Annotated in this window: 18 protein-coding genes and 1 riboswitch; of the genes, 14 read left to right on the top strand and 4 right to left on the bottom strand. The window is 68.1% G+C overall.

Annotation, left to right across the window (positions count from 1 at the left end; translation table 11 throughout):
* The first annotated feature begins 24 nt into the window (after nucleotides 1-24).
* From manD to ACYVII_RS10495, 7 genes are all read left to right on the top strand, one after another.
* On the top strand, nucleotides 25-1,275 hold the full coding sequence (gene manD / locus ACYVII_RS10525) for a D-galactonate dehydratase family protein (protein WP_460534662.1): 1,251 nt from the start codon (nucleotides 25-27) through the stop codon (nucleotides 1,273-1,275).
* 185 nt (nucleotides 1,276-1,460) lie between these two features.
* Entirely contained in the window at nucleotides 1,461-2,318 is an 858-nt protein-coding gene (locus tag ACYVII_RS10520; protein WP_460534660.1) for a serine protein kinase RIO, read from the top strand.
* Nucleotides 2,319-2,555: 237 nt separating this feature from the next.
* Nucleotides 2,556-3,182, top strand: a complete 627-nt coding sequence (locus tag ACYVII_RS10515) for a 50S ribosomal protein L25/general stress protein Ctc (RefSeq protein ID WP_460534658.1) — start codon at nucleotides 2,556-2,558, stop codon at nucleotides 3,180-3,182.
* Nucleotides 3,183-3,203: 21 nt separating this feature from the next.
* Entirely contained in the window at nucleotides 3,204-3,791 is a 588-nt protein-coding gene (gene pth / locus ACYVII_RS10510; protein ID WP_460534656.1) for an aminoacyl-tRNA hydrolase, read from the top strand.
* Nucleotides 3,792-3,864: 73 nt separating this feature from the next.
* Nucleotides 3,865-4,575, top strand: a complete 711-nt coding sequence (locus ACYVII_RS10505) for an alpha/beta fold hydrolase (protein ID WP_460534654.1) — start codon at nucleotides 3,865-3,867, stop codon at nucleotides 4,573-4,575.
* A gap of 49 nt (nucleotides 4,576-4,624) precedes the next feature.
* Complete coding sequence (locus ACYVII_RS10500) at nucleotides 4,625-5,062, top strand: GNAT family N-acetyltransferase (RefSeq protein ID WP_460534652.1); 438 nt, start codon at nucleotides 4,625-4,627, stop codon at nucleotides 5,060-5,062.
* A 65-nt stretch (nucleotides 5,063-5,127) separates the two neighbouring features.
* A riboswitch (guanidine-III (ykkC-III) riboswitch) is annotated at nucleotides 5,128-5,193 on the top strand.
* Nucleotides 5,194-5,203: 10 nt separating this feature from the next.
* A complete protein-coding gene (locus tag ACYVII_RS10495; protein ID WP_460534650.1) occupies nucleotides 5,204-5,497 on the top strand; it encodes a CBU_0592 family membrane protein in 294 nt (97 codons plus the stop codon).
* 86 nt (nucleotides 5,498-5,583) lie between these two features.
* Here ACYVII_RS10495 and ACYVII_RS10490 read toward each other — a convergent pair whose 3' ends face one another.
* Together ACYVII_RS10490 and ACYVII_RS10485 are read right to left on the bottom strand one after the other, a co-directional pair.
* The gene (locus ACYVII_RS10490) at nucleotides 5,584-5,844 is read right to left on the bottom strand and encodes a hypothetical protein (RefSeq protein ID WP_460534648.1); all 261 of its coding nucleotides are present in this window, start codon (nucleotides 5,842-5,844) and stop codon (nucleotides 5,584-5,586) included.
* A 169-nt stretch (nucleotides 5,845-6,013) separates the two neighbouring features.
* On the bottom strand, nucleotides 6,014-6,580 hold the full coding sequence (locus ACYVII_RS10485; RefSeq protein WP_460534646.1) for a YceI family protein: 567 nt from the start codon (nucleotides 6,578-6,580) through the stop codon (nucleotides 6,014-6,016).
* Nucleotides 6,581-6,735: 155 nt separating this feature from the next.
* On the opposite strand from ACYVII_RS10485, the gene mfd reads away from it, so the two are divergent.
* The 6 genes from mfd to ACYVII_RS10455 all read left to right on the top strand — a co-directional run bounded on the left by mfd (nucleotide 6,736) and on the right by ACYVII_RS10455 (nucleotide 16,025).
* Nucleotides 6,736-10,380, top strand: coding sequence for a transcription-repair coupling factor (gene mfd, locus ACYVII_RS10480; RefSeq protein WP_460534644.1), 3,645 nt, complete (start codon nucleotides 6,736-6,738; stop codon nucleotides 10,378-10,380).
* 11 nt (nucleotides 10,381-10,391) lie between these two features.
* A complete protein-coding gene (locus ACYVII_RS10475; RefSeq protein WP_460534642.1) occupies nucleotides 10,392-12,287 on the top strand; it encodes a gamma-glutamyltransferase family protein in 1,896 nt (631 codons plus the stop codon).
* Nucleotides 12,288-12,314: 27 nt separating this feature from the next.
* The gene (locus ACYVII_RS10470) at nucleotides 12,315-13,283 is read left to right on the top strand and encodes an aldo/keto reductase (RefSeq protein WP_460534640.1); all 969 of its coding nucleotides are present in this window, start codon (nucleotides 12,315-12,317) and stop codon (nucleotides 13,281-13,283) included.
* A gap of 68 nt (nucleotides 13,284-13,351) precedes the next feature.
* Nucleotides 13,352-13,810, top strand: a complete 459-nt coding sequence (locus ACYVII_RS10465) for a GntR family transcriptional regulator (RefSeq protein ID WP_460534638.1) — start codon at nucleotides 13,352-13,354, stop codon at nucleotides 13,808-13,810.
* On the top strand, nucleotides 13,807-14,991 hold the full coding sequence (locus ACYVII_RS10460) for a DUF1648 domain-containing protein (RefSeq protein ID WP_460534636.1): 1,185 nt from the start codon (nucleotides 13,807-13,809) through the stop codon (nucleotides 14,989-14,991). The genes ACYVII_RS10465 and ACYVII_RS10460 overlap by 4 nt, the downstream gene beginning before the upstream one ends.
* 83 nt (nucleotides 14,992-15,074) lie before the next feature.
* Entirely contained in the window at nucleotides 15,075-16,025 is a 951-nt protein-coding gene (locus ACYVII_RS10455) for a lysostaphin resistance A-like protein (RefSeq protein WP_460534634.1), read from the top strand.
* Between the two features lie 14 nt (nucleotides 16,026-16,039).
* Here the strand turns inward: ACYVII_RS10455 and nhaA are convergent, their stop codons facing one another.
* On the bottom strand, nucleotides 16,040-17,191 hold the full coding sequence (gene nhaA / locus ACYVII_RS10450; protein ID WP_460534632.1) for a Na+/H+ antiporter NhaA: 1,152 nt from the start codon (nucleotides 17,189-17,191) through the stop codon (nucleotides 16,040-16,042).
* Nucleotides 17,188-17,679, bottom strand: coding sequence for a VOC family protein (locus ACYVII_RS10445; protein WP_460534630.1), 492 nt, complete (start codon nucleotides 17,677-17,679; stop codon nucleotides 17,188-17,190). The genes nhaA and ACYVII_RS10445 overlap by 4 nt, the downstream gene beginning before the upstream one ends.
* Here ACYVII_RS10445 and ACYVII_RS10440 point away from each other — a divergent pair.
* Nucleotides 17,636-18,295 (top strand): nucleoside triphosphate pyrophosphohydrolase, encoded by a 660-nt coding sequence (locus tag ACYVII_RS10440; RefSeq protein WP_460534628.1) that lies wholly within the window; start codon nucleotides 17,636-17,638, stop codon nucleotides 18,293-18,295. The two genes, ACYVII_RS10445 and ACYVII_RS10440, sit on opposite strands and share 44 nt — an antisense overlap.
* Nucleotides 18,296-18,301 lie beyond the last annotated feature (6 nt).

The following is an 18,301-nucleotide window of genomic DNA, read 5'->3' as shown; positions in this document are numbered from 1 at the left end:
AACTCCACAACGTAGGGAGAGACCATGCTGATCCAGTCCGCCGAGGTGCTCGTCGCGAGTCCCGGACGCAACTTCGTCACCCTGCGCATCACGACCGACGACGGGTACACCGGTCTCGGTGACGCCACACTGAACGGCCGTGAGCTCGCGGTGGCCGCGTACCTGAAGGAGCACGTCGTCCCGCTGCTCATCGGGCGCGAGGCGAGCCGCATCGAAGACACCTGGCAGTATCTGTATCGGGGCGCATACTGGCGGCGCGGGCCGGTGACCATGGCCGCGATCGCCGCCGTCGACACCGCGCTCTGGGACATCAAGGCGAAGGCCGCCGGCATGCCGCTCTACCAGCTGCTGGGCGGGCGGAGCCGCGACGGTCTCCTGGTGTACGGGCACGCATCAGGCCTCGAGCTGCCCGAACTGTTCGACTCGATCCGCGAGCACCTCGAGGAGGGCTATCGCGCGATCCGCATCCAGACCGGCATCCCGGGCCTGCCTTCCGTGTACGGCGTGGCACACAGCCGCAACGCCGAAGCGGGCACGGAAGCCGGAACGGACGCCCGCTACGACTACGAGCCGGCGCGCCGCAGCGCGCTACCGGTCGAGGAGACCTGGGACACCCGCGCGTACCTGCGGCACATCCCCGGCGTCTTCGAGGCGGTGCGGAGCGAGTTCGGGCCCGAGCTGCCGCTTTTGCACGACGCGCATCACCGGCTCACGCCCATCCAGGCGGCGAAGCTCGGCAAGTCGCTGGAGCCGTACGACCTGTTCTGGCTCGAAGATGTCACGCCTGCCGAGAACCAGGCCGTGCTGCGCAGGGTGCGCGAGCACACCACGACGCCGCTCGCGATCGGTGAGGTCTTCAACACCATCTGGGACTATCGCGAGCTGTTCGAGGAGCAGCTCATCGACTACGTGCGCAGCCCTGTCACCCACGCCGGTGGCATCACCGGCCTGCGCCGCATCTTCGACTACGCCGCCGTCTACCAGATCAAGTCGGGCGCGCACGGCCCCACCGATATCTCGCCGGTCGGGCTGGCCGCCGCGATCCACCTCGGGCTGGCGATCCCCAACTTCGGCATCCAGGAGTACATGCGGCATGCGCCGGTCACGCACGAGGTGTTCCGCACCACCTATTCGTTCGAGAACGGCATGCTGAATCCGTCGGATGCCCCTGGTCTCGGGGTCGACTATGACGACGAGGTCGCTGCGGCGCATCCGTATTCCGGGGCGTACCTGCCGGTGAATCGTCTGCTCGACGGCGCGATGCACGACTGGTAGTCTCGCTCGGGTGCGAGCCAGTACTGGCCGCACCGACATGCACCGCTGGTGCTTCGAATCGAGGAGGTGATGACGTGACGGTATTCTTCCGCGCCTCCGTCCGACCTCTCACTCGATTCGGGGCCGTTCGTCGCTGACGTCAACGCCTGCGACCGCCGCGGCCTCCTCGTCATTTGGAGACCGCAGTGTCTTTCTTCGGCGACGACTTCGTCGTCCCCACCTTCGCCGACTTGCGTCTTGAAGACGGCCAGCGCAGCTCGACCTGGCCTGCCACCATGCCCAGCGAGCGCGGACCGACGCCGCGCCCCGACTGGGTCGTCACCTCCGCGGATGCCATCGACAACGAACTCGGCATCGTCAAGTCGGGCAAAGAAGCCGACGTCTGGCTGCTCGAACGTGCGGTGCCGGATGTCGTGACATCCGTCTCCGGCGCACGTTCCGCCATCCTCGCCGCCAAGCGGTACCGAGGAGCAGAGACCAGCGACTTCCACCGTTCTGCCTCCTACACGGAGGGGCGACGCCTCCGCAACACGCGCGACATGCGCGCCATGAGCCGCAAGTCCTCGTACGGACGGGAGGTCGCCGCGGGGCAGTGGGCGGCGGCCGAGTTCGCCGGGCTGTGCGCCGCATGCGTGGCGGGCGTGCCCGTTCCGTATCCGGTTCAGCTGAGCGGCACGGAGATCTTGATGGAGTTCATCGGGGATGCCGACCGCGGAGTAGCGGCACCACGACTGGCATCCGCTGCGCTCACCCCGGTCGAACTCGAGTCCTGCTTCGACCAGGTCGTCGAGATCATGCACCGCTTCGCCCTCGCCGGCACCGCTCATGGCGACCTGTCACCGTACAACCTGCTCGTGCACGAAGGGCGCGTCGTCGTGATCGACCTCCCGCAGATCGTCGATGTGATCGGCAACCCGAACGGCATCGAGCTCCTCGAACGCGACGTTCGCAACGTGTGCACCTGGTTCGCCAGGCGCGGGCTCGACAGCGATCCGGAGGAGATCTTCGGCGAGCTCTGCGCCGACGCCTGGGCGAAGCGTTGAACCACAACCCGCGCGAGCGCGACGGTCCGCTGGACCGTCGTTCCAAGCTCCAGCGCGCTGGTAGACTTGTGCACCGAACTTCGGCGAGGGATGCGCGCTTCCGAAAGCGCCGGCATCCGTGATCGACGCGGTGGATCAGGCTCACGTCTGTCCTCACGCTGACATGCAGCACGAGTTGACAACGAATCCCTTCAAACGATGTGGGCCGCTGAAGCCCACCGAAAGCGAGACATCACCATGGCTGACGACAGCAACAAGGTGGCCGCGGAGACCCGCGACCGATTCGGCAAGGGCGCGGCGCGCAAGATCCGTGCGGCGGGCAAGATCCCTGCGGTTCTCTACGGTCACGGCACGGACCCGCAGCACCTGACCCTGCCCGCGCACCAGCTCGGGCTGATCCTGCGCAAGGCGAACGCGGTGCTCGACCTCGACATCGCCGGCAAGTCGCAGCTCGCCCTCGTGAAGGACGTGCAGAAAGACCCGGTGCACCAGATCATCGAGCACATCGACCTCATCATCGTGCGTCGCGGCGAGAAGGTTCAGATCGAGGTTCCGGTGCACGTAGAGGGCGAGCCGTTCTCCGGCACGATCGTGGTGCAAGACCTCTCGACCATCTCCGTCGAGGCCGAGGCCACCCACATCCCGGAGCGCGTGGTCGTCGACGTCGAGGGCCTGGAAGACGGCACTCACATCACTGCCGCAGACATCAAGCTGCCGAACGGTGTCTCCCTGCTGAGCGAGCCGGAGGCCCTGGTCGTCGCCATCAGCACGCCGTCCGCGCCGGCGGCCGAGGAGACGGAGGAGGCCGAGGAGGCCGCCGAAGCCGAGGCGGCGTCGGAAACACCCGCCGAGTCCGCCGAGTAGCTCGGGCCGGACGGCACACGGATGGCGGAACAGCCCTGGCTCATCGTCGGCCTCGGCAACCCCGGCGCGCAGTACGAGCGCACCCGCCACAACATCGGGCAGATGGTGGTGGACGAGCTCGCACGCCGGGCATCCGCCGTGTTCAAGTCGCACAAGACCAACGCGAGGGTCGCCGAGGGACGCATCGTCCCCGGCGGCCCTCGCCTGGTCCTGGCCAAGCCGAACACGTACATGAACGTCTCGGGCGGTCCCGTCGCGCAGCTCATGCGGTTCTACTCGCTGCAGCCGGATCGGCTCATCGTGGTGCACGACGAGCTGGACATCCCCTTCGACACGATCAAGCTGAAGTCCGGCGGCGGCCACGGGGGCCACAACGGGGTGCGCGACATCGCCAGCGCTCTGCGCAACCCCGACTTCACCCGCGTGCGTGTCGGCGTCGGCCGTCCCCCTGGACGAACGGACGCCGCCGATCACGTTCTCAGTCCCTTCACGTCGGCGCAACGGCAGGTGCTTCCGAGCCTGATCTCCGACGCGGCGGATGCCGTCGAGCTCGTCACGACGGACGGCCTGCTCGTGGCGCAGCAGAAATACCACGCGCCATCCGAGTGACTCACGGCCGGCTCATAGCCGGCATCCTGCTGCTCCGAGGCATCCGCACACCAACGTGACGTAGCTTCGCACCATGCAGTTGTTCACCCGGGAATGGGGCACCGGCGACCGGGTGGCCGTTCTCGTGCACGGCCTGTTCAGCAGCTCTCGCACCTGGCACCGGGTAGGTCCCGCGCTCGCCGATCAGGGCTACCGCGTCGTCGCCGTCGACCTCGCCGGACACGGGAAGAGCCCGCGCTCGCTGTCGTATTCCGTTGCGGAGCTCGTGCGGAGCATCGCTGACAGCGTTCCCCTGAGACCGGAGCTCGCCATCGGGCATTCGCTCGGGGGTCTGACGCTTTCGCGTCTCGTGCGACGGCTTCAGCCCGAGCGTGCCGTTTACATCGATCCGGCGTTCCTCGGCACGCGGCTGCCCTGGTGGCAACGCGCCGGAGCGCCGATGCTCTTCCACAGCCTGCTCAACCGGCCGGAGAAGGCGGTCGCCCGCAGCAACCCGCGCTGGCACAAGGTCGACGTCGAGATCGAGGTTTCCGACTACGCGGCATTCGACCGGCGCTTCTTCCGGCGGTTCGGCGACGGCCGGGCCATGCCCCTGAGTGCGCCCGACCGCATGGTCGTGCCGTCGCTGATGATGCTCGCCGACCGCTCGCGGCTCGTGAGCGAGCCCGTGGCGGAGCGGATGCGTGGCCTCGGCTTCGAAGTTCGTGTCGTCGCCGGCGCCGGCCACACCGTGCACCGGGACGACTTCGACGGCTTCCAGAGGGCCCTGCGCGGCTGGGTCTGACGCGGTTCCCACGTCGATCGATCGGCGGAGCGTCGCCTAAGCTTCGACAATGGTTCGCATCGCGCCCGTGCGCCCCGAAGATCGCGCCGAATGGCTCGAGCTGTTCCGCGGATACCTCACGTTCTATGCAGCCCACCTGGATGAAGCGACCATCGACGCGCTGTTCACCCGATTGCTCGACACGGAGATCCACGGTGCGCTGGCTCGGGATGAGCAAGGGCGGGCGATCGGGCTGGTCCACTGGCTGACGCACGCTGCGACCTGGACGACGGCGGACTACTGCTACCTCGAGGATCTCTTCGTCTCACCGGATGCCCGTCGCACCGGAGCAGGCGCGGCATTGATCGAGCATGTGCGAGCGTGGGCGGAGGAACACGGTTCGGCCAAGGTCTACTGGCTCACGGCCGAGACGAACGCCACCGCTCGTTCCCTCTACGATCGGGTGGCACAGCGGAGCGGATTCATCCACTACGAGATCGCGCTCTGAACCTCGGTAGCCGAGCGGCCGGAGCTGCCCAGTGCGTGCCCAGGCCGATCGGATAGCGTCGCCGAGGACCGGCGGTTTCTCGTCGTTCCCCGGACGAGACGCGCCGTACCCGGATCCGACGACGACGCTCGGGAGAGCATCGTGGACATCCTCATCCAGGTCATCGGCTCGCTACTCGTGCTCGCGGGGTTCGCACTCGCTCAGTGGGGTGTGCTGAATCCGAAGTCGCCGACCTATCTCGTTCTGAACGTGGTGGGTTCGGGCATCCTGGCCGTCGATGCGGTGGTCGAGGCGCAGTGGGGATTCCTGCTGCTGGAGGGCGTGTGGGCGATCGTGTCGCTCGTGTCGCTCATCGGCGTGCTGCGCGTGCGGGCGGCCGTCGGCGGCGGCACCGGCGCAGAAGACGACGCAAAGGCAAGCTCGCCGGGACGATGACGAGCTCGAACTGCTCTTCCTCTACTACGCCGCAGGGTGGTCAGCGGCTGCCGGAATCACCTTTGCGGCCGGACGGTTCGGCCGCCTCAGCGGCCGTGGGCCGCGAGGATCTGGTCGAGGTCGATGTGGGCGAGCAGCTGCGTCCAGTCGAGCTCGCGCGCGACATCCTCGACATCCTTCTCCGCGAACACCCGGCCGTTGCGCTGCACGACGATCCCTTGCGGGATGATCGCGTTCAGCTCGGCCAGCACGGCGTCATTCACCGCCTCGGTGTCGAAGTCGGCTCCGTAGCGCGCATAGACATCGGCGGGAACGGTGTAGTCGATGGTCGTGATCTCGGTCGCCATGCCGCGAGCCTATCGACGCTGCCTCGCACCCGTCACGGGGTTGCGGGTACCATCGGGCACCTCGCCCAGCCATCCGCAAACTGCCGAGCCACCCCCATATTCGCGTGAATCTGGAGGTGGCTCGGCAGTACGGGGGTGGCTCGACGTGCGGGACTCGCCGGGCGGAGTGTCAGGACTCCAGGGCTGCCTGCAAGTCGATCGTGATGGTCACGGTGTCGCCGAGAAGCATGCCGCCGGTCTCGAGCGCCGCGTTCCAGGTGAGACCGAAGTCTTCACGGTTGACGACAGCCTTGGCGCTGGCGCCGGCCTTGTAGTTGCCGTAGGCATCCGCCCCGAAACCGCCGAAGTCGAACTCGAACGTGACCGGCTTGGTGACGCCCTTGATGGTCAGATCTCCGTCGACGAAGAAGTCGCCGTTCTCCACGCGGGCGCCGGTGGAGACGAAGTCGATGGTCGGGTAGGTGTCGGCCTCGAAGAAGTCGCCGGTGCGCAGGTGGCCGTCACGGTTCGGGTCACCGGTGGAGATGGATGCCACCTCGGCGCTGGCCGTCACGCTCGCCTCGAGCGGGTTGGCCGGCGTGACGAACGACGCCTGGAACTTCTCGAACTTGCCCTTCACCTTGCTGATCATCAGGTGACGGATGCTGAAGCCCACCTCGCTGTGCGCGGGGTCGATCACCCAGGTGCCCTCGCGGTAGCCGGGAATCTCGAGTGTGGTCGTGGCGGTGTCGGTCATGGTTCTCCTCGTGTGCTGATGAAAGGAAAGAGTCGTGCGGGCCGGTGCCGCACACGTATGCAAACGCATGGGATGGAGCGGTATTCCGCGCTCAGAGAAAAAGTTCGCGAGGCAGGTGTCCGACGGTGTCTGACGCGGTATCTACACTTGACCGAGTGATCCTCGAGGGCTTGACCGAGGCGCTTTCGCGCGCCCAGACATTCGCTGACGCCCTCGCCTACGCGAACCGCGATGCGGACTTCTCGGTGACGAGCGGCCTGCGCGTTCCCCTCGCGGTGGCGCTGCTCGGTAATCGTCCCGCCGACAAGCAGGTGCTGCTCGTCGTCACCGCCACGGGCCGCGAGTCGGAGGCCCTTCGCTCCGCGCTCGGGTCCGTGGCACCGCACGCGGAGGTGGTGGAGTTCCCGGCGTGGGAGACCCTGCCGCACGAGCGGCTGAGCCCGAGCGCCGAGATCGTGGGCAAACGACTGACCGCGCTGCGAAGGCTGACCACGTGGGAGCCGGATGCCGGGCATCCGCTTGTCGTCGTCGCCTCGGTTCGCGCCGCGCTCCAGCCGCTCGCCGCGGGCCTGGATCTCCTGGAGCCCATCGTGCTGGCCGAGGGCAGCAGGGGCAACGATCTGACCGGCATTGCGTCGCACCTCGTCGACATGGCGTACGCACGCGTCGACATGGTGACGCGCCGGGGTGAGTTCGCGGTGCGTGGAGGCATCCTCGACGTGTTCCCGCCGACGGCAGAGCATCCGGTGCGGGTGGACTTCTTCGGTGACGAGGTCGAGCAGATCCGGGCATTCTCGGTGGCCGACCAGCGGTCGCTGCCGCACGATGTGCCCGAGGTGCAACTGGCGCCCGCGCGCGAGCTGCTGCTGACGGACGCCGTCAGGCAACGCGCCGCCGAGATGGCGCACGAGTTCCCCGGCCTCGAGCAGCTGCTGACCAAGGTGGCGGAGGGCATCCCGGTCGAGGGAATGGAATCGCTGGCACCGGCCCTCGTCGACCGGCTGGTGCCGCTCACTGAGTATCTGCCGGACGGGGCAGCAGTGGCCGTGATGGGTCCGGAGCGCGTCGCCGCGCGAGCGGTGAGCCTGGCGGAGACGAACCGCGAGTTCCTCGAGGCCGCGTGGAGTGCGGCGACGGTCGGTGCCGCCGCGCCGATCGACCTGGCCTCCGGCGACTTCCTGTCGCTGCGGCAGTTACGCGACGCCGCGCAGCTCAGCCGGCCGGGAGAGCAGGCGCCCGACCACCCCTGGTGGACGTTCTCCGGCTTCGACACCGGGGGAGCCGAGCCGATCGTGCCGATCGCCGAGCAGTCCGTCGAAGACCTCGTCGAGTCTGCGGGCGACTACGTGCGCGTGGCGGCCGAAGCCGTCCCGAGCTTCGCGGGGAACGTCGACGGCGCGGTGGGCCACGTGGCCCAGAGGTTGTCCGAAGGATGGCGGATCGCCATCGTCGCGGAGGGACACGGTCTCGTGGAACGCGCGGTCGACGTGCTGTCCGAGCACGGGATCGCTGCGCGGCAGGTCGAGGACTACCCGGCGGATGCCTCCAGCGGCGTCGCCTACGTGCTGGCGGCATCCGTCGAGCAGGGCTTCGAGCTGCCGGAGGCGAAGTTCGCCCTGATCGGCGAGACCGAGTTCTATGGCCGCACGATCGGCTACGACTCCAGGCAGGTCAAGAAGCTCGGCGTTCGGCGCAAGAACGTCGTGGATCCGCTGCAGTTGAAGGCGGGCGACTTCGTGGTGCACGAGACGCATGGCATCGGGAAGTTCGTGGAGCTCGTGCAGCGCGAGGTCTCCAGCGGCGGCCGCAACGCGGTGAAATCAAAACGCGAGTACCTGGTGCTGGAGTACGCGCCGTCGAAGCGCGGGTATCCGGGCGACAAGCTTTACGTTCCGACCGACCAGCTGGATCTGCTCAGCCGCTACGTCGGCGGCGAGGCTCCGCAGCTGTCGAAGATGGGCGGCAGCGACTGGTCGCAGGCGAAGGGTCGTGCCCGAAAAGCGGTGCGCGACATCGCCGTCGAGCTCGTGAAGCTGTATTCGGCGCGGATGGCGTCGAAGGGTCACGCGTTCGGGCCGGATACGCCGTGGCAGCGCGAGCTGGAGGAGGCGTTCCCGTTCGTGGAGACGCCCGACCAGCTGCAGACCATCGACGAGGTGAAGGCCGACATGGAGCGCCCGATCCCGATGGATCGTCTGGTCTCCGGCGACGTCGGCTTCGGCAAGACCGAGATCGCGGTACGCGCTGCGTTCAAGGCCGTGCAAGACGGCAAGCAGGTGCTTCTGCTCGTGCCCACCACGTTGCTCGTTCGCCAGCACTTCGAGACGTTCCAGGAACGGTTCGCCGGATTCCCGGTGCACCTGCGGCAACTCAGCCGGTTCCAGAGCGACCGTGAGGCGAAGGAGGTCATGGACGGTCTCGCCGACGGAACGGTCGACGTCGTGATCGGCACGCACCGGCTGCTCTCGAAGAACCTCGTGGTGAAAGACCTCGGGCTGGTGATCGTCGACGAGGAACAGCGCTTCGGTGTAGAGCACAAGGATGCCCTCAAGAAGCTGAAGACGAATGTCGACGTGCTCGCGATGAGCGCGACACCCATTCCGCGAACACTCGAGATGGCGGTCACCGGCATCCGCGAGATGTCGACCCTGGCGACGCCGCCGGAGGACAGGCATCCGATCCTCACGTTCGTGGGGCCGTACTCCGACAAGCAGGTGGCGGCCGCGATTCGGCGCGAGCTGCTGCGCGAGGGACAGGTTTTCTTCGTGCACAACCGGGTGTCGAGCATCCAGCGCATCGCATCGCAGCTTGCCGAGCTCGTTCCGGAGGCCCGGATCGCGGTCGCGCACGGGCAGATGAACGAGCACGTGCTGGAGCAGATGGTCGTCGACTTCTGGGAGCGCAAGTTCGACGTGCTCGTCTCGACGACGATCATCGAGACCGGGCTCGATATCGCCAACGCGAACACGATCATCATCGATCGCGCCGACAAGTACGGGTTGTCGCAGCTGCACCAGCTGCGCGGGCGTGTGGGCCGGGGACGCGAACGCGCGTACGCGTACTTTCTGTGGGATGCCGACAAGCCGCTCTCCGAGACGGCCCATGACCGCCTCTCGACGATCGCGGCGAACAACGAACTGGGCAGCGGCATGCAGGTGGCGCTGAAAGACCTGGAGCTGCGCGGTGCGGGCAACCTGCTCGGCGGCGAGCAGTCCGGTCACATTGCCGGGGTCGGATTCGACCTCTATCTGCGGATGATCGGCGAGGCGGTCGGCACGTTCCGCGGCGAGGTCGCCGAGGGACAGACGGAACTGCGGCTGGAACTGCCGGTGGATGCGCACATTCCTGAGGAGTACGTGGACTCCGAGCGGCTGCGGCTCGAGGCGTATCAGAAGCTGTCGGCGGCAACCGCTCCGAACGCGAAGCCGGATGCGATCGATCTCGTGCTCGAGGAGCTCACGGATCGGTACGGGGTGCCGCCCGAGGCGGTGACCAACCTCATCTCGGTCTCGCGGCTGCGCCGCCGCGCCCAGCAGGCCGGACTGTCGGATGTCGTGGCGATGGGTTCGAATCTGCGCATCGCGCCCGCTGAGCTGCGGGACTCGTTGCAGGTGCGACTGCAGCGCATGTACCCGAAATCGCGCATTGTGGCGGCTCAGAAGGTGCTGCTCGTGCCCCTCCCGGTCGTGGACGGCGAATCACTGCCGGATGCCGACCTGATCGGCTGGGTGCGAGGGCTGCTCGACGCGATCTTCCCGCAGCCGGAGGCGGCACAGACGGAAGAGGCCGCGGCGGGCTAGCGTCTTCTCACGTGACCTTCACCCCAGCACCCGCGTTCACCACTCGCCCGACGCTGCGTGGCACGTTCGGCATGTCGGCCTCCACGCACTGGCTCGCGACCGCGACCGCGCAGTCGGTGCTCGAGCGCGGCGGCAACGCGTTCGATGCGGCGGTAGCGGCCGGGTTCGTGCTGCATATCGTCGAGCCGCACCTGAACGGCCCGGGCGGCGATCTCACGGGATTGTTCCGCGTCGCGGGTGGCGAGGTCCGCGTGCTCATGGGGCAGGGGCCGGCGCCAGCAGGCGCGACCCTCGAGCACTATCGCGACGCCGAGGGTCTCGCCGAAGTGCCGGGTGCCGGTGCGCTCGCCGCAGCCGTTCCGGGGTCTGTGGATGCCTGGCTCTGGCTCCTCGCCGAACACGGCACCTGGGAGCTCGGAGACGTGCTCGCGTACGCGATCGGGTATGCCGAGCACGGGCATCCGGCACATCAGAACGTGGTGACGACGATCGAGCGCATCCGGGAGCACTTCACGCAGCACTGGCCGACATCGGCCGCTCTCTGGCTGGACGCCGACGGCAACGCGCCTGTCGAGGGCGCACTGCTCGTGAACCCTGCGTACGCGGCGGTGCTTCGGCGGCTGGCGGCGGCAGCCGAACACGCGGGGGAGGGCGCGGGCCGCACAGACCGGATCGACGCTGCCCGACGGGAGTGGAAGTCGGGCTTCGTCGCCGAAGCCATAGAGAGGTTCGCGCGGCAGCCGCACCGTCACAGCGACGGCCGCGATCACGCCGGGGTGATGCGGGCGTCCGATCTCGCCGCCTTCGACGCGGGCGATGAGGATGCCGTGACCTACGACTTCCGCGGATGGCGCGTGCACAAGACCGGCCCGTGGGGCCAGGGCCCGGTGCTGCTGCAGATGCTCGCGATCCTCGACGCATACGGACGGCTGCACTCGCTCGGCGACGAGCACCTCGACCCGTCGACCGCGTTCGGCATCCATGCGATCGCGGAGGCCGAGAAGCTCGCGCTCGCCGACCGCGACGCCTGGTACGGCGATCCGGCCTTCGTCGACGTGCCGCGGTCGACGTTGCTGTCGGCCGAGTACGCGGAGTCCCGTGCCGCTCTCATCGGGGAGAGCGCCAGCGCTGAGCTTCGGCCAGGCGCACCTGACGGGCGCACTCCCCACCTGCCGGCGGTGACGATCGGCGCCGGCAAGGACGGCCTCGAAGAGTCCGACGCTGCCGGCGAGACCGAGGACCGCGCAGCAGGCGTCGGCGAGCCGACCGTCGACCGGCACGGTCAGACCCGCGGCGACACGTGCCACCTCGATGTGGTCGACCGCTGGGGCAACATGGTCACCGTGACGCCCTCCGGCGGTTGGCTGCAGTCGTCCCCGACGATCCCCGAACTCGGCTTCTGCCTCGGCACGCGGCTGCAGATGGCGTGGCTCGACGAGAGCGTTCCCACGGTTCTGCGACCCGGAGCGCGCCCGCGAACGACCTTGTCGGCGACGCTGATCACGGCATCCGAGCCGGGGGACGGCGAGCCCGTGCTGACGCTCGGCACGCCCGGCGGCGACCAGCAGGACCAGTGGCAGCTGCCGGCGCTGCTCAGGATGCTCGTGGGAGGCTGGAGCGCGCAGGCCGCGATCGACGCCCCCACGTTCCACACCACCAGCCATATCTCCAGCTTCTGGCCGCGCGACTGGGAGCCGGCAGGTCTCGTCGTAGAGGAGCGGATCGGTCCGGATGTGATCGAGGAGCTTCGTCGGCGCGGACACCGCGTCACGGTCTCCGGCCCCTGGGCGCTCGGCCGCCTTAGCGCCGTTGGCATGGAACCGGCGGGTGCCGGAACGGAGTCGCCGCGTCTGTTCTGGGCGGCCGCCAACCCGCGCGGTACGCAGGGCTATGCCGCCGGTCGCTGATGCGTCACCGGCGATAACGTCGACACCATGCCAGACATCGAATACCGCACCCTCGGACCCTCCGGCCTCGTCGTCTCCACCGTCGGCCTCGGCTGCAACAACTTCGGTCGCGCCGACACGCGCACCGAGACGCAGGAGGGCACGACCGCGGTCATCGACGCCGCGATCGATGCGGGCATCACCTTCTTCGACACCGCAGACATCTATGGCAGGGAGCCGGGACTCAGCGAGGTGCTGATGGGCAACGCGCTTCGTGGGCGCCGCGATCGCGTCGTGCTCGCGACGAAGTTCGGCATGGACATGCGCGGCGCCAACGGCCCCGACTGGGGTGCGCGCGGCTCCCGCCGCTACGTGCGGCTCGCGGTCGAGGCATCCCTCGGCCGACTGAAGACGGACTGGATCGACCTCTACCAGTTGCACGCTCCCGACCCGGTCACGCCGATCGAAGAGACCCTTGAGGTGCTCGACGACCTCATCGCCGAGGGCAAGGTGCGCTACATCGGGCACTCCAACCTCGCAGGCTGGCAGATCGCGGACGCCGAATACCAAGCCGTGCTGCACGGGCATCCGCGATTCGTCTCCGCCCAGAACCAGTACAACCTGCTGCACCGCGAGGCCGAGCACGAGGTGCTCCCCGCCGCTCGGCACTACGGACTCGGGTTCCTGCCGTTCTTCCCCCTGTACAACGGGCTCTTCACCGGCAAGTTCTCTCGCAAGGGCGGCCCCGACGACAGCCGCATCATGCGGCAGAGGCGGCACATCCTCGACGAGGCGCCATGGGACGCACTGGATGCTTACCAGCGGTTCTGCGACGAGCGCGGCGTCACGATGCTGCAGGCCACGTTCGGCTGGCTGCTCGCACAGCCGGCGCTGACGAGCGTGATCGCCGGAGCGACGACACCGGAGCAGGTCGTCGCCAACGCGCAAGCGGGCACCGCATGGCATCCGTCGCCCGAGGACGTCGCCGCAATCGCGGAACTGTTCCCGCCGAGTTGAACTCCGCAGCCCCCACTGTGTTATAACTACTAATACAGATAGTACGGTGAGCGGGAATGGGAGTGCGGATGATGCAGATCGCCATCGACCCGTTGTCGGACGTTCCGCTCTACCAGCAGCTGCGCGACCGCATCGTCGAGGGCATCGCCACGCGAGAGCTCGAGCCCGGTGAAGCGCTCGCCTCGGTTCGTCAGCTCGCCATGGAATTCGGCATCAATCCGGCGACGGTGGCCAAGGGTTACGACCTGCTGCGTGCCGAGGGGCTGCTCACCACGCACCGGAGCGCCGGCTCGGTCGTCGCTCCTGGCGCCTTGCAGGGCTGGAACGACGCGGCCGAGGCGGCGTGGCGATCTCGGCTGTTCACGCTGGTCGCCGAGGCCATCGCTCACGGCGCGGAGACGAGCAGCATCGCCGCACTCCTCGGCGAGGTGCTCGATGAATTCCCGAACGACGATGAGCGGAGAAGGACGGGCACTCCGCCCACCGCGAGCAAGAAGCCCGATCACCGGAAGGACGCACGTTCGTGACCATCTTCGCCATCGTGTTCACCATCGTCGTCACCGCGGTGATCGCCGCGCTCCTGCTGGCGATGCCGTCGATCGTGCGGCCTACCCTGCCGCTCGGCGTCAGCGTGCCGACCGAGCGTGTCTCCGATCCGGCCGTGCGATCGGCCGTGCGACTTTACCGCTGGTGCGTCACGATCGCATGGCTGATCTGCGTCATCGTCGGTGCGGTCGTCGCATTCATCGTCCCGGTTTTGACGGTGGCGATCATGCCGCTGCTGTTCCCGGTGCTCGCGTTCATCGCCTACGTCGTCGTGCGAAGGCGCATCGTCGCCGCCAAACGCGACGGCGGATGGTACGAGGGCAAGCCCACCAGGCTCGTGGCGGATGCCTCACCGCGCCACCACGGACATCCGCCGATCGGCTGGCTGCTCGCGTCACTGGCCGTGGTGTGTGCCGTCGTCGCGCTCGGCATCGCCGTCTACGCGTCGCTGCCCGACATCGTGCCTGTGCACTGGGGAGCAGGCGGTCACGTCGACCGCACAGCGCCGAAGTCGGTGTGGAGCGTCTTCAGCCTGCCAATCGTGGCAGGAGCGATGTCGATCGGGCTCTATGGCATGTCATGGGTCACGAGGTCGAACGGCGGCCGCAGGGTGGCGTCCGACACCCCCGAGCAGTCGGCGATGCGAGCGGATGCACAGCGGCACCTCGCGTCAACCGGTCTCGGCATCCTGTCCCTGGCTCTCACGCTCGGGCTCGGCGCCTCAGCCGCGACGACGTGGCTCGCGCCGTCGTCGCCCGGCCTCATGTTCGCCTCGATCGGCCTGACGCTCCTGCTCACGCTGGGCGCGACCGCCGGGATCGTCGTCGCGTACGGCAGGGCGATGACACGAGCGAATGCGCTCGCTACGCACTCCGCCGGAGTTCCCGCCGCAGCAGGTGGCGCAGTTGCCACGCATACGCATGCGGCCGCGCATCCGGCTGCCGAGTCGCCGCGGCCCGAGGCTCCCGACGACGACAGGTACTGGAAGCTCGGCGTGCTCTACGTCAACCGGGACGACCCGGCGACCTTCGTGCCCAAGCGCTTCGGCGTGGGCTGGACCATCAACCTGGGCAGTCCCGGCGGCATCGTGTTCGGCATCATCGCTGCGGTCGTCGTGGTGGGATCGATCGTCACCTCGATCGTTGCCGGCGCGACTCACTGAGCTCGAAATGCCCTGAACTTCAAGACAACGAAAGGTCAAACGTCGTGACTTCTCCCGCCCAGCCCTCGCCATTCCCTGCGCGTGTGCCGTGGATCTCCGTGGCGGCGTTCGTCGTCATCGCGTTCGGTCTCGCGTGGCTGATCGCCCTGCCGCTGTGGCTGAGCGGAAGGGGCCTGGCGACGCCGGGAGCGACCTTCCTCATCGCGGGCATGATGTACGCCCCGGCAGCGGCCGCCCTGATCGTCGCGTTCTTCATTCAACGACCAAGGCCGCGCCCGCTGCCCGAATACCTCGGACTCTGGCCCCTTCGGCCGGTGAAACGAGTGATCGGTATGACGCTCGTCGGGCTGTTCGGCAGCGTGCTGCTGGTCATCGCGGGCGTCTTCATCTCGGCGGCGTTCGGCCTCGTGCACCTTGACCTCGTGCACTTCTCCGGCTTCCAGCGATTTCTCGAGGTCTCCTCCCACGATCGCCCCATCCCGGTGCCCGTCGGTCTGCTGGTGCTGATCCAGCTCCTCTCGCTCCCGTTCGGTGCACTGTTCAACGCATTCGCGACGATCGGTGAAGAGCTCGGCTGGCGCGGGTGGCTGCTGCCCAGCCTGAGACCACTGGGCACGTGGCCCGCGCTCGTCATCACCGGCGTCGTGTGGGGCCTGTGGCACTCGCCGGTCATCCTTCTCGGCTACAACTTCGCTCAGCCGAACGCCTTCGGTGTGCTGATGATGGTGGGCGGATGCGTGTTCGTCGGCATTCTGTTCGGCTGGTTGCGCCTGCGCAGCGGCTCCCTCTGGCCCTCCGTGTTCGCACACGCCGGATTCAACGCGGCCGGCGGATTCCTCGCCCTGGTCGCTGCGGCAGGCGCCACCGCGAGCCCCGTGCTCGTCGGCCCGCTCGGACTGGTGCCGTGGGCTGTGGCGGCCGTGATCATCGTCGTGCTCGCTCTCACCGGGCAGTTCCGCAAGCAGCCGCGCCTGCTGCGCAAGAAGCCTCTTCCGGAATGGGCGCCGCCGACCGGTACATCCGCGAGCCGCTGAGACGGATACGTTCCTCAGGCGTGCGGATGCAGCCGCCGGTAGCGTCGCGCCAGAGCGGCGACGGCGATGCCACCGGCGACGATCGAGACGGATGACCCGAGCAGCACCGCCAGCACACCTTCGTCGCGTACTTCGGCGGCGTCATCGAACGCGAGCTCGTTCATCAACAACGAGACGGTGAACCCGATGCCGCCGAGCGCGGCGACGACCAGTCCGTCGACGAGACCGCCCGACTGCCGGCTGGTTCGCGGACCGATCCGGGCGCCGATCCAGCCTCCGATCGTGATGCCGACGAACTTGCCCAGCGGCAGCGCCATCAGGATGCCCCAGAACGCCGGGGACAGCTCGCTCACCGACACCGCCGGCACCGCTACGAGCGCCGCCGAGAACGCGAACAGCGGAAGCACCAAGCCGTTCGACCAGGGCTCCAGGACGTGCGCCATTCGGCGCGCGGGACCCCTCGACATGACGAGGCCGAGGGCGACGCCCGCAATCGTGGCGTGAACGCCCGAAGCGTGCACGAGCATCCAGGTCAGAATGCCCAACAGCACCATGAGCACCGCCACGGGGCCCCGCAAGCGGCCACGGAGCATCCGGCTCAAGAGACCGAATGCGACGACGCACACGACGGCGAGCCCGAGGTCGGCGAGATTGGGGTTCGAGGTGAAGAACACGGCGATGATGACGATCGCGATCAGGTCGTCAAGCACCGCGAGCGCGAGCAGAAAGACCCGGATGCGATGGGGAAGGCCGCGCCCGAAGACGGCGAGCACGCCGAGCGCGAACGCGATGTCGGTCGCGGTGGGCACCGGCCATCCCGTCTCGTATCCGCTGCCCGCGGTGACCGCCAGGTACACGAGCGCTGGGGCGATCACGCCGAAGACCGCCGCAATGGCGGGATGAAGCGCCTTCTGCCACGAGCTCAGCTCGCCCACCGTCAGTTCGTGCCGCAGCTCGATCGCGACGATGAAGAAGAACACCGCAAGCAGTCCGTCGCTGATCCACGCGCCGACGCTCAGCTCGAGGTGCAACGACGCCGGACCGAACGAAGCGGCCTTCACCTCTTGCAGCACCGGGCCGAACGCCGTGTTGGCCAGCACCAGCCCGAGCACGGCTGCGCCCAGCAGGATGCCGGCGGCAGCACGCTCCGACCGGATAAGGCTCATGCCGTGCGGATGGGCGTGACCAGGCAGAACACGTGCCCATCCGGATCGTGCAGCACGGTCTGACGCTCGCCCCAGGGTTCGTCGTTCGGGCCGTGCACGACCTGCGAGCCCGCCGCCACAGCCGCGGCCGTCACCGTGTCGACGTCGTCGACAGCGAACGTCGCCGCCACGCCGAGTTCAGACGGCACAGGGGTGCGCTGGTGCAGCATGAGCTCTACGTCGCCCGCACTGAGCCGTGCCACCTCGTCGTTCGACCACAGACGCGACAGCCCCAGCGCGTGTTCGTACACGGCCAACGACCGCTCCAAGTCCGACACCGATACGACGATCCGATGCACAGACGCGCGGTGAACAGAAGTTGTCTCGTGATTGGCCGTGGTCACACGAATAGCGTAGGGGGCGCCGGCGACATGAAGCGCGGCGAGCGAGACGACAGGAGAGCCGATGACCGACGCGCAGTCGCGACTGGATGCGTTCGCGGATGCCATGGCATCCGTTCTCGACGAGTGCGTCTGGTCGCAGACCATGACGCACGAGACGCTCGTGCCCTACCTCATCGAGGAGACGTACGAGCTCGTCGACGCGATCGAGGCGGGCACAACCGAGGAGATCATCGAGGAGCTCGGCGACGTGCTCTGGCAGGTGGCGTTCCACTCCGAGATCGCTTCGCGTACAGCAGGCGAGAGGTTCGACATCCAGGATGTCGCCGCCCACGTCACCGAGAAGATGGTGCGCAGGCATCCGCACGTGTTCGGTGACGAGGTGGCGGAGACGCCCGAGGAGGTGCTGCGGCTCTGGACGGCGGCCAAGGCGGCCGAGAAGCGTCAGCGCGCCAGTGTGCTGGACGGCATCCCCCAGGGCATGCCCGCCCTCGCGCTGGCGGACAAGGTCATCTCACGCGCCGGCCGGGTCGGGGTGGTCTTCGAACGTGCGTCCGAGCGCTTCGCCGACGAGGGTGCGCTCGGCGCCGCGCTCTTGTCGATCGTCGCATCGGCTCGCGACCAGGGGCTCGACGCGGAGCGCGCGCTGCGCATCGCCGTGCGCGGCCTGCAGGGCGACATCCGCTCGGCAGAGGCGGCCCCGGCCGAGGATGATCGCACCTGAATCACG

The sequence above is a fragment of the Humibacter ginsengiterrae genome (assembly GCF_054780115.1).
This window is presented reverse-complemented; position numbering and strand designations above follow the sequence as displayed.